The sequence below is a fragment of the Pseudomonas synxantha BG33R genome (genome assembly GCF_000263715.2).
Lineage (GTDB): Bacteria > Pseudomonadota > Gammaproteobacteria > Pseudomonadales > Pseudomonadaceae > Aquipseudomonas > Aquipseudomonas synxantha_A.
Genome location: NZ_CM001514.1, coordinates 1,543,505 through 1,555,725, shown reverse-complemented (window position 1 = coordinate 1,555,725; position 12,221 = coordinate 1,543,505). Strand labels below are relative to the sequence as shown.

Genomic DNA, 12,221 nt, shown 5'->3' with positions numbered 1-12,221 from the left:
TATTCGCGCCCTACCTTAAGGGAGAGGCGCGTTTAGGTCGAGATTAAATGTTCAGCCGAGGTCAGGGGTACTGACCGTCAACGGTATTGGAGGAAGACGTTGTCTCGCCCGAACTGGTCACGCAAAGCTTGAATCAAGCCATCAGCCGGATCAATCCGCCACGTCTCACCAAACTGCAACATGGCCTTGGCGTCGCTGCCGGTGTACTCCATGGTTACCGGGCACGCGCCGCGGTGGCGCTTGAGCAGGTCACCCAACCAGCGTAGCTGATCGCCCTTGAGCGCTTCGGTCTTGACCTTCAAGCGCAGGCTTTCGGCCAGGTTGGTGCGCGCATCTTCCATGCTCATCACCCGTTTGATACGCAGGCGCAGGCCGCCGGAGAAGTCATCATTGCTGACCTCCCCTTCCACCACCACCATGGCATCGGTCTGTAAAAGCGATTGGGCGGAGTGGAACGCATCGGCAAACAGTGACGCTTCGATCCGGCCCGAGCGGTCATCCAGGGTGATGAAGCCCATTTTGTCGCCCTTTTTATTTTTCATCACCCGCAGGGCGATGATCATGCCGGCGACGGTCTGGGTATCCCGCGCGGGCTTGAGGTCGATGATGCGCTGGCGGGCGAAACGGCGGATTTCGCCTTCGTACTCGTCAATCGGGTGGCCGGTGAGGTACAGGCCCAAGGTGTCTTTCTCACCTTTGAGGCGTTCCTTGAGGGTCAGCTCCTTGGCCTTGCGATGATTGGCGTAGACATCCGCGTCTTCTTCGACGAACAGCCCGCCAAACAGATCGGCGTGGCCGCTGTCATGGGTGCGGGCAGTCTGTTCGGCAGCCTTGATCGCCTCTTCCATGGCGGTAAGCAGCACCGCACGGTTACGGTCGATATTGGCCTGGTAAGCCTTCGGCTCATCATGGAAATACGGACCGAGACGGTCGAGCGCGCCGCTGCGGATCAAGCCATCGAGGGTACGCTTGTTGATGCGCTTGAGGTCAACACGCGCGCAGAAGTCGAACAGGTCCTTGAATGGCCCATCCTGGCGCGCTTCGGTGATGGCCTCCACCGGACCTTCGCCCACGCCCTTGATCGCGCCGAGGCCATAGATGATGCGGCCTTCGTCGTTCACCGTGAACTTGAACTCAGAGGCGTTCACGTCCGGCGCATCGAGGCGCAGCTTCATGGTGCGCACTTCCTCGATCAAGGTCACGACCTTGTCGGTGTTGTGCATATCGGCCGACAGCACCGCTGCCATGAACGGCGCCGGGTAGTGGGCTTTCAGCCAGGCAGTCTGGTACGACACCAGGCCATAGGCGGCGGAGTGGGATTTGTTGAAACCATAACCGGCGAATTTTTCTACCAGGTCGAAGATGTTACCGGCCAGATCGGCGTCGATGTTGTTGGTGGCGCAACCCTCAATGAAACCGCCGCGCTGCTTGGCCATTTCCTCGGGTTTCTTTTTACCCATTGCGCGACGCAGCATGTCCGCACCACCGAGGGTGTAGCCGGCCATTACCTGGGCGATCTGCATCACCTGTTCCTGATACAGGATGATGCCGTACGTCGGCGCCAATACAGGCTTGAGGCCCTCGTATTGATAGTCGGAGTGCGGGTAAGCCAGCTCGGCGCGACCGTGCTTGCGGTTGATGAAGTCATCCACCATGCCCGATTGCAGCGGGCCCGGACGGAACAGCGCCACCAGTGCGATCAAGTCTTCCAGGCAGTCGGGCTTGAGCTTTTTGATCAGCTCTTTCATGCCCCGGGATTCAAGCTGGAACACCGCCGTGGTTTCAGCTTTTTGCAGCAGGCTGTAGGTCGGTTTGTCGTCCAGCGGGATAAACGCGATATCCAGCGGTTCTTCGCCAACCTTGGCGCGGTCGCGGTTGATGGTCTTGAGTGCCCAGTCGATGATCGTCAGGGTACGCAGGCCGAGGAAGTCGAACTTCACCAGGCCGGCCGCCTCCACGTCATCCTTGTCGAACTGGGTGACCAGGCCGTCGCCTTCTTCATCGCAGTAGATCGGCGAAAAGTCGGTGAGCTTGGTCGGGGCAATAACTACACCACCGGCGTGTTTACCGACGTTACGCACCACGCCTTCGAGCTTGCGCGCCATGTCCCAGATTTCGGCGGCTTCTTCATCGACCTTGATAAAGTCGCGCAGGATTTCTTCCTGCTCGTAGGCTTTTTCCAGGGTCATGCCGACTTCGAACGGGATCATCTTCGACAGGCGGTCGGCCAGGCCGTAGGACTTGCCCTGCACCCGCGCCACGTCGCGAATTACCGCTTTCGCCGCCATGGAACCGAAGGTGATGATCTGACTTACCGCGTTGCGGCCGTATTTCTCGGCCACGTATTCAATCACACGGTCACGACCATCCATGCAGAAGTCGACGTCGAAGTCGGGCATCGACACCCGTTCCGGGTTCAGGAACCGTTCGAACAGCAGGTCATATTCCAGCGGGTCAAGGTCGGTGATCTTCTGTACATAGGCCACCAGCGAGCCAGCACCTGACCCACGGCCAGGACCTACCGGTACGCCGTTGTTTTTGGCCCACTGGATAAAGTCCATTACGATCAGGAAGTAGCCGGGGAATCCCATCTGGATGATGATATCCAGCTCGAAATTCAACCGGTCGACATACACCTGACGCTTGGCTTCGTAGTCTTCAGTGGTGTCCTTGGGCAGCAGGACGCTAAGGCGTTCTTCCAGGCCATCGAACGACACTTTGCGAAAGTATTCGTCGATGGTCATGCCATCGGGTATCGGGAAGTTGGGCAAAAAGTGCTTGCCCAGCTTCACTTCAATGTTGCAGCGCTTGGCGATCTCGACGGAGTTTTCCAGGGCCTCGGGCAAATCGCTGAACAGCTGCGCCATTTCATCGGCGCTTTTGAGGTATTGCTCTTCACTGTAATTCTTCGAGCGGCGCGGGTCATCCAGGGCCCGGCCTTCGCCGATGCACACGCGGGTTTCATGGGCCTCGAAATCTTCTTTCTTGATAAACCGCACATCGTTGGTCGCCACCAGCGGCGCACCCAGCTTATCGGCCAGGGCTACGGCAGCATGCAGATGTTCTTCATCGTTGGGGCGGCTGGTACGCTGGACTTCCAGGTAGAAACGGTCCGGGAATACCTGCATCCACTCACGTGCCAGCACCTCGGCTTCCTGGGGATTACCGCCCAGCAACGCGATACCGATCTCGCCCTCTTTAGCCGCCGAGAGCATGATCAGGCCTTCGCTGGCTTCGGCCACCCACTCGCGCTCGATGATGATCGAGCCGTTGCGCTGGCCATCAATAAAGCCACGGGAAATCAGTTCGGTGAGGTTGCGATAACCCACGCCGTTCATCGCCAGCAGGCTGATGCGGCTCAGTGGGTTATCCGGGTCCTTGTTGGACAGCCACAGGTCGGCGCCGCAGATCGGCTTGATGCCGGCGCCCATGGCGTTCTTGTAGAACTTGACCAGGGAACACATGTTGTTCTGATCGGTTACCGCCACCGCAGGCATATTCATGCCCACCAGGGTTTTGACCAGCGGTTTGATCCGTACCAGGCCGTCGACCAGGGAATATTCAGTGTGCAGGCGCAGGTGAACGAATGAAGCCGGCATAGTGATCCTGTCTTGATACATGAAAACAACAAGGCCCGGATTGTACCGGGCCTTGGTAAAAACATCAGCCTTGCTGCTAAACCACGATCAGACTTTCGCGGGCCTCATAAGCCAGGCGTACCGGGGCAAACGAGCGGCGATGGATCGGGGTCGGGCCCAGCCGAGCCAGGGCTTCCAGATGAACGGGCGTCGGGTAGCCTTTATGGCCGCCAATCCCGTAGCCGGGGTAGATCAATTCGAACGCAGCCATTTCACGGTCACGGCTGACCTTGGCCAGGATCGAGGCAGCGGCAATGGCCGGAACCTTGCTATCGCCCTTGACCACCGCTTCCGACGGCACCGCAAGCTTCGGGCAACGGTTGCCATCGATCATCGCCATTTTCGGGGTGATATGCAGCCCTTCAACAGCACGCTGCATGGCTAACATGGTTGCATGGAGGATATTAAGTTCGTCGATTTCCTCGACTTCAGCGCGAGCGATATGCCAACTCAGGGCCTTCTCGCAGATCTCGTCATAGAGCTTTTCGCGACGGGCCTCGGTAAGCTTTTTCGAATCATTGAGGCCCAGGATCGGGCGGTTCGGATCAAGGATTACCGCCGCCGTGACCACTGCGCCACACAGCGGGCCGCGCCCTACTTCGTCAACACCGGCCACCAGTTCGTGAGCTTGGGCAACCAGGCTGAAATCCAGGCCCATTTGCGTGGTCATAAGGCTTCCTGTTTATGGCCGATCAAGGTCAGCACGGCGTCGGCCGCCTGGTTCGAGGCATCACGACGCAACGTGCGATGAATGTCGTCGAAACCACGGGTCTGCTCTTCGCCGCCGTCAATCAAGGGTAGTAGGGTTTGCGCAAGCGCTTCGGGCGTTGCATCGTCCTGCAACAACTCCGGCACTAGCAGGCGCTGGGCCAGCAGGTTGGGCAAGGAAATGTAAGGGCTCTTGACCATGCGCTTGAGGATCCAGAAGGTCAGTGGCGCCAGGCGATAGGCCACGACCATCGGCCGCTTGTACAGCAAGGCCTCAAGTGTGGCAGTGCCCGAGGCGATCAACACCGCATCGCAGGCTGCCAGGGCCAGGTGGGACTGGCCATCGAGCAGGGTCAACGGCAGGTTGCGGCCTTCCAGCAGGGTTTCGATCTGTGCACGACGTTGTGGACTGGCGCAAGGCAGCACAAAGCGGATTCCCGGCTTTTGCGCCTGAAGACGTTCGGCAGCATCAAAAAACAACGCCCCCAAACGCCCCACCTCACCGCCACGACTGCCTGGCATCAACGCTACCAACGGGCCAGCGGGCAAGCCCAGCTCGGCGCGTGCAGCCGCACGATCAGCCTGCAAGGGAATGGCGTCAGCCAGGGTGTGGCCGACAAACCGCACCGGCACGCCCTTCTCCTCGTAGAACCGGGCTTCGAATGGAAGCAAGGTCAACATCAGGTCGCAGCCTTCGCGGATTTTCAACACACGCTTCTGGCGCCACGCCCACACGGATGGGCTGACGTAGTGCACGGTCTTGATCCCGGCCTGGCGCAACTTGAGTTCGATATTGAGCGTGAAGTCCGGCGCATCGATGCCGATAAAGACGTCAGGTTTTTCTTCGATCAGCGTCTTGATCAAGAGCTTGCGGCGAGCGAGCAGCTCACGCAGGCGCCCCAACACCTCCACCAACCCCATGACCGACAGCCGCTCCATGGGGAAGTAGGAGGCAAGCCCTTCGGCCTGCATCAACGGCCCACCCACGCCGATAAACTCCACCGCAGGATGCTGGGCCTTGAGGGCTCGCATCAGGCCAGCACCCAGAATGTCGCCGGACGCTTCACCGGCCACCAGCGCAATACGCAGATTGGCCATGATCAGCGGGTGATGCCGCGAGTCGACGCCTGGATCGAGTCACGGAACACCGCGACTTCCGGAAACAGGGTTGCCGGCTCGGTCAGTTCGGTCAGCGCCTGCTCAACCGTCAGCCCCTGACGGTAAACCGTCTTGTAGGCACGGCGCAGAGCGTGGATCGCCTCTTCGCTGAATCCGCGACGGCGCATGCCTTCGAAGTTCATGCTGCGAGCCTCGGCAGGGTTGCCGAACACCGTCACGAATGCAGGGACATCCTTGCCAATGGCGGTACCCATGCCGGAAAAGCTGTGGGCGCCGATATGGCAGTACTGATGCACCAGGGTGAAACCGGACAGAATCGCCCAGTCGTCAACGTGCACATGGCCTGCCAGCGCAGTGTTGTTGACCAGGATGCAATGGTTGCCGATCACGCTGTCATGGCCGATGTGCGCATAGGCCATGACCAGGTTGTGATCACCCAAAGTGGTTTCAGCGCGATCCTGTACGGTGCCGCGGTGAATGGTGACGCCTTCACGGATGATGTTGTGGTCACCGATTACCAGGCGTGTTTCTTCACCCTTGTACTTCATGTCCGGGGTGTCTTCGCCTACCGAGGAAAACTGGTAGATACGATTGTGTTTGCCAATACGGGTCGGACCTTTAAGGATCACGTGTGGCCCGATGACAGTCCCCTCGCCGATTTCCACACCTGCGCCGACGATCGACCAAGGGCCGACCTCAACGTCGGCGGCCAGTACGGCCGACGGATCGATGATTGCGCGAGGGTCAATCAAACTCATAGTTTGCGTTCCGCACAGATGATCTCGGCAGAGCATACCGGCTTGCCATCTACCGAGGCCTGGCATTCGAACTTCCAGATCTGGCGCTTGCAGCTGATAAACCTGGCTTCCAGGATCAACTGGTCACCCGGGGTGACCGGGTTGCGAAAACGCAGCTTGTCGGAGCCCACGAAATAGTAAAGCGTGCCGTCGGCAGGCTTGAGGTCGAGCATTTTGAAACCAAGGATACCGGCAGCCTGGGCCATCGCTTCGATGATCAACACGCCCGGCATGATGGGATGCGCTGGGAAGTGACCGTTGAAGAATGGTTCGTTGATGCTGACATTCTTGTAGGCACGAATGCGCTTTTCCTCGACATTGAGGTCCACTACGCGGTCCACCAGCAGGAACGGGTAACGGTGAGGCAGGTATTCGCGAATCTCGTTGATGTCCATCATTTCGGGGGGAAGCCTGTAATAAAGATTGGGGGCGGGCGAACTAAGCGCACGCCCCGCTAGCAAATCAAGGAGGCAGTCTAGCGGCTGTGCACACTTGATATGGAAATGGTATCAGCCTTCAGATGAAGCATTACCGCCAGGGGTCACGTCCCCAACACGCTTTTCCAGCTGTTTGATACGTCGTGCCATGTCGTCGATCTTCCTCAAACGCGCCGCGCTCTTGCGCCATTCAGCCGCAGGTTGCATGGCGGTACCGGAAGAATAGGCCCCCGGCTCGGTAATCGAGTGAGTCACCATGGTCATGCCGGTGATAAAGACGTTGTCGCAAATATCGATATGCCCCACCAGCCCGACGCCGCCGGCGAGCATGCAATGCTTGCCGATTTTGGTGCTGCCGGAAATACCCACGCACGCAGCCATGGCGGTGTGATCGCCAATCTGTACGTTGTGGGCGATCTGGATCTGGTTGTCGAGCTTCACGCCGTTACCGATCACCGTATCGGCCAAAGCCCCGCGATCCACCGCAGTGTTTACACCGATCTCCACATCGTCGCCGATCAATACGCCGCCGACCTGGGCAATCTTGTGCCAGACACCTTTGGCGTTGGCAAAGCCAAAGCCTTCGCCGCCGATAACAGCGCCGGACTGAATGACCACACGCTGACCAATACGCACATCGTGGTAGAGGGTTACACGTGGGGCCAGCCAACCATTGGCACCGATTTCACAGCGTGCGCCGATAAAGCAGTGGGCGCCCACGGTGACACCTGCGCCAATACGCGCCCCGCTTTCGATCACTGCAAACGCACCGATGCTGGCCGCAGGGTCAACCTGGGCATCATCGGCAATTACCGCAGATGGGTGAATACCACCGGCCGCTTTCGGCTTGGGATCGAACAGGTGTGACGCCTTGGCGTACGACAGGTACGGGTCGGCCACCACCAGCGCATCCCCGATAAACCCTTCAGCGTCAGCGGCCTTCAGCAACACGGCTGCGGCCTGGCAATCAACCAGGTATTTACGGTATTGGGGATTTGCGAGGAAGCTCAACTGAGCTGGGCCAGCCTCCTGCAAGGTGGCTAGCCCAGTGATTTCTTTCTCCGGGGAGCCACGCAAGGTGGCTCCCAGGAACTCGGCCAACTCGCCGAGTTTGATAGTCGCGGTCATGGCTTACTTCAGCTGGTTCATGCGCTCGATCACCTGACGGGTGATGTCGTATTGAGGCTTGACGTCAATCACGGCGCCGCGCTCGAACACCAGGTCGAAAGCACCCTTCTTGATGACTTCTTCCACGGCGCTGTCGAGCTTGGGCTTGAGCTGCTTGAGCATTTCACGGTCGGCAACAGCCTTGGCTTCGTTCAGCTCCTTGGACTGGAACTGGTAGTCACGGGCCTTTTGCTTGAATTCAAGCTCCAGACGCTCGCGCTCGCCTTGCTGCATCTTGTCGCCACCGGCTACCAGACGATCCTGGATGCCCTTGGCGCTGCTTTCCAAGGTTTTGAGCTTGGTAAGTTGCGGACCGAATTTCTTCTCGGCATCCACGGCGTACTTCTTGGCCGCGTCGGATTCCAGCAGAGCCATCTGATAGTTCAGGACGGCGATTTTCATTTCGGCGAAGGCCGGGGTGGTTACCAGCACAGTGGCCAGCAGGACCAATTGAGTCAACTTACGCACGATGTACTCCTACAGAATCCGTTGTCGTTATCTTGGGTCAGACGCTTAGAACGTCTGGCCGAGGGAGAATTGGAAAATCTGGGTTTCAGCGTTATCCGGTTTCTTGATCGGCATGGCCAGAGCAAAGCTCAACGGGCCCAGCGCAGTCACCCAGGTCACACCCACACCCACGGAGCTCGCCAGGTTGCTGAGGCTCACGTCGTTGCACTGGGTGTTGGACTTCAGACCGCTTGGGTTCTTGATCTGCTCGCACTTGGAGTCGAACACGTTACCCACGTCCCAGAAGACCGAAGTCCGCAGGGAACGCTGGTCCTTGACGAACGGCAGCGGGAACAGGATCTCGGCACCACCCTGGATCAGCACGTTACCACCGAACGGCAGTGGATCATCGTCATCATCGCGGCGAGTGCCGACGTTACCGGTTTGGTCAACACCGCGGCTTGGGGTACCACGTGGGCCCAGAGTGCTGTCCTTGAAGCCACGCACCGAGTTGAAACCACCTGCGTAGTAGTTCTCGTAGAACGGCAAGCCATCGGTCGAACCATAACCGTCGCCATAGCCCAGCTCTGTGTGCAGGCGCATGGTGTAGTTATCGCTCAACGGCTGGAACAACTGGCCGCGGTAGTCAAGCTTGAAGAACGACAGGTCGCTGCCCGGTGTGGTGACTTCCGCAGTCAGGCTTTGAGAGTGACCACGGGTTGCCAGTACACCTTTGTTCAAGGTCGACTCGGACCAGCCGGCAGATGCCTTGAAGTTCAGGAACTTGTCACCTTCACGACGAGTGAAGTCGAAGATCTCGTCCACGGTATATACACCGGTCTTGATCTCGTCCTGTTGCGCGGTGATGCCGAAGGTCAGGCGCGAGGTTTCGCTGATCGGGTAACCGATGTTTGCGCCCACACCCAGGCTGTCGATCGCATAGCTTGCAACGTCGACGTCGAGGTCTTTGTAGTCGGTGGTGCGGTAGAAGGCGTTGTAGCCCAGGCTCACACCGTCAGCTGTCCAGTAGGGGTCGACATAACCGAAGTTATAGCGGCTCTGGTATTCGCTTCGGGTCAGGCCGATGGACACCTTGTTACCGGTACCGAGGAAGTTGTTCTGGGTGATCGAGCCACCCAGGATCAGGCCGGCGCTCTGTGCGAAACCGACGCTGGCGGTGATCGAGCCCGAAGCTTGCTCTTCAACGGCGTAGTTCACGTCAACCTGGTCATCCACACCCGGTACGGCCGGGGTTTCGACGTTGACTTCCTTGAAGAAGCCCAGACGCTCAAGACGGGTCTTGGACTGGTCGATCAGGTAGGTCGAAGCCCAGCCACCTTCCATCTGACGCATTTCACGACGCAGCACTTCGTCCGCAGACTTGGTGTTGCCACGGAAGTTGATGCGGTTTACGTAGGCGCGCTTGCCAGGATCGACGACGAAGGTGATGTCTACCGTGTGATCTTCATCATTCGGGGTCGGCACGCCGTTGACGTTGGCGAAGGTATAGCCTTCGTTACCCAGGCGGCGAGTGATCAGTTCGGAGGTAGTGGTCATCAGCTTGCGCGAGAACACCTGATCCTTCTGCACCAGCAGCAGGGACTTGACCTGGTCCTCAGGGACTTTCAGGTCGCCGCTGAGCTTGACGTCACGAACCTTGTACTTCTCGCCTTCGTTGACGTTCACGGTGATATAGACGTGCTTCTTGTCCGGGGTGATGGACACCTGGGTCGAAGCGATGTCCATGTTGATGTAGCCACGGTCCAGGTAGTAGGAGCGCAGGCGTTCAAGGTCACCGGAAAGTTTTTCACGGGCGTATTTGTCATCGTTCTTGAAGAACGACAGCCAGTTGGTGGTCTTGAGCTCGAACAGGTCGATCAGGTCGTCATCAGCGAATTTGGTGTTGCCCACCACGTTGATGTGCTGAATGGCCGCGACGGTACCTTCGTTGATGTTGACCTTGAGGCCCACACGGTTACGAGGCTGCGGGATCACTTCGGTTTCCACGGTCGCGGAGTAGCGGCCCTGGGCAACGTACTGGCGTTGCAGTTCGTTACGCACACCCTCAAGGGTCGCGCGCTGGAAGATCTCGCCTTCGGCCAGGCCGGATTGCTTCAGGCCCTTCATCAGGTCTTCAGTGGAGATGGCCTTGTTACCTTCGATCGCGATACTCGCAACGGAAGGTCGTTCGACGACCGTGATGACCAGGACGTTGCCTTCGCGACCCAGTTGGATATCTTGAAAGAACCCGGTTTTGAACAGCGCACGAGTGGATTCCACCAGGCGACGATCATCCGCCTGTTCCCCGACGTTCAACGGCAAGGCACCAAAGACGCTACCCGCGGAAACCCGCTGGAGGCCGTTGACGCGAATATCGGAGATGGTGAAGGACTCGGCGTGAACTTCGGCGATCATCAATACGGTGAGAACCGCAGTTAGCAGCAGACGTTTCATGAAGTCCTTTCTTATTCCAACTGGCAATAAACAAACTGCCGCAAAATGCGGCAGATTCGCAATTCAGCGAAGCGTTACAGTCGTCCCAGATCGTTGACCAGAGCTAACAACATCACCCCGACCACCAAACTGATACCGATCTGTATCCCCCAACCCTGCACCCGATCCGACAAGGGGCGACCACGCACCCACTCGACCAGATAAAACAGCAGATGCCCCCCATCCAATACTGGAATGGGCAGCAAATTCAGAACCCCAAGGCTAATACTCAGATAAGCCAGGAAATTCAGGAAATCCGCGACACCCGACTGGGCAGAAGCGCCCGCCACTTTAGCAATGGTTATCGGTCCACTCAAGTTTTTTACCGAGAGCTCACCGAACAACATTTTCTTGAGGGATTCGAGGGTCAGTACGCTCATGGTCCAGGTGCGGTTCGCACCCTCGCCAATCGCGGCCAAAGGCCCGAAGCTGACCTCTCGGACCATCGATGGCGGCCATTCGACACCTTTGACCCCGGCCCCCAGGTAACCCCCGGCCGCCTTCGCCTCCCCGCGAACCGACAAGGTCACGGGAACGTCGATTTGAGCACCCTCGCGCTCAACTTTCAGCACAATTCTGGTATCAGGACGCACGCGTACCAGGTCGACCACTTGCTGCCAGTCACCCAGCGCCTGGCCATCGAGGGCCAGCAGGCGATCACCGGTTTTCAGGCCTGCGGCCTGGGCCGGACCTTTCGGATCCAGCTCAGCGAGTACCGGCGGCAAGGCCGGACGCCAAGGACGAATCCCCAGGGATTTGATCGGATCAGGCTCATCGGCGCCCTTGAGCCAGTGGTCCAGAGCCAACGCCCGCGGGGTTTCGGCACTGGAATCCTGGTCACGCACCACCACATTGACGGTGCCGCTTTCACCCAGGCGGCGCACCAACTGCAAATTGACCGCGCCCCAACCGGTGGTCGGCTCGCCATCAATGGAAACAATTTCCTGCCCTGCCACCAAGCCGGCCCTGGACGCGATGCTGTCCGCCTCGATTGCACCGATGACCGGGCGCACCTGCTGGCTGCCCATCATGGCCAGAACCCAGAAGAACACCATTGCCAACAGGAAGTTGGCGATCGGGCCCGCTGCAACAATTGCGATACGCTGACGAACGGTCTTGCGATTGAAAGACTGATCCAATTGATCAGCCGGCACTTCACCTTCGCGCTCATCGAGCATCTTGACGTAGCCACCCAACGGGATAGCGGCAATCACGAACTCGGTGCCACGACGATCATGCCAGCGCAACAATGGCATGCCGAAACCAACGGAAAAGCGCAATACCTTGACGCCGCAACGACGCGCCACCCAGAAGTGGCCGAATTCGTGGAAGGTAACCAGCACACCCAGAGCAACCAGGGTGCCGACAATCATGTAGAGCGCACTCATCTAATTTCTCCGCATTTCAATCCGATG

The 12,221-nt window shown here is 58.6% G+C and carries 9 protein-coding genes; all 9 read right to left on the bottom strand.

All coding sequences use genetic code 11. The annotated features are described in order from the left end of the window. Positions 1-77 precede the first annotated feature (77 nt). Positions 78-3,599, bottom strand: a complete 3,522-nt coding sequence (gene dnaE, locus PSEBG33_RS20025; protein ID WP_005785733.1) for a DNA polymerase III subunit alpha — start codon at positions 3,597-3,599, stop codon at positions 78-80. 76 nt (positions 3,600-3,675) lie between these two features. After that, a complete protein-coding gene (gene rnhB / locus PSEBG33_RS20030) occupies positions 3,676-4,308 on the bottom strand; it encodes a ribonuclease HII (protein WP_032803329.1) in 633 nt (210 codons plus the stop codon). Then, positions 4,305-5,444 (bottom strand): lipid-A-disaccharide synthase, encoded by a 1,140-nt coding sequence (lpxB, locus tag PSEBG33_RS20035; RefSeq protein WP_005785729.1) that lies wholly within the window; start codon positions 5,442-5,444, stop codon positions 4,305-4,307. Before lpxB ends, rnhB begins: the two co-directional genes overlap by 4 nt. Before the next feature lie 2 nt (positions 5,445-5,446). Then, complete coding sequence (gene lpxA / locus PSEBG33_RS20040; protein WP_005785728.1) at positions 5,447-6,223, bottom strand: acyl-ACP--UDP-N-acetylglucosamine O-acyltransferase; 777 nt, start codon at positions 6,221-6,223, stop codon at positions 5,447-5,449. Continuing rightward, positions 6,220-6,660, bottom strand: coding sequence for a 3-hydroxyacyl-ACP dehydratase FabZ (fabZ, locus tag PSEBG33_RS20045; protein ID WP_005785726.1), 441 nt, complete (start codon positions 6,658-6,660; stop codon positions 6,220-6,222). The genes lpxA and fabZ overlap by 4 nt, the downstream gene beginning before the upstream one ends. A 111-nt stretch (positions 6,661-6,771) precedes the next feature. Then, entirely contained in the window at positions 6,772-7,827 is a 1,056-nt protein-coding gene (gene lpxD, locus PSEBG33_RS20050) for a UDP-3-O-(3-hydroxymyristoyl)glucosamine N-acyltransferase (protein WP_005785724.1), read from the bottom strand. A 3-nt stretch (positions 7,828-7,830) separates the two neighbouring features. Beyond that, the gene (locus tag PSEBG33_RS20055) at positions 7,831-8,334 is read right to left on the bottom strand and encodes an OmpH family outer membrane protein (protein ID WP_003172279.1); all 504 of its coding nucleotides are present in this window, start codon (positions 8,332-8,334) and stop codon (positions 7,831-7,833) included. 45 nt (positions 8,335-8,379) lie between these two features. After that, entirely contained in the window at positions 8,380-10,767 is a 2,388-nt protein-coding gene (bamA, locus tag PSEBG33_RS20060) for an outer membrane protein assembly factor BamA (protein WP_005785722.1), read from the bottom strand. 74 nt (positions 10,768-10,841) lie between these two features. Continuing rightward, entirely contained in the window at positions 10,842-12,194 is a 1,353-nt protein-coding gene (rseP, locus tag PSEBG33_RS20065; protein ID WP_005785720.1) for a sigma E protease regulator RseP, read from the bottom strand. Positions 12,195-12,221: the final 27 nt, after the last annotated feature.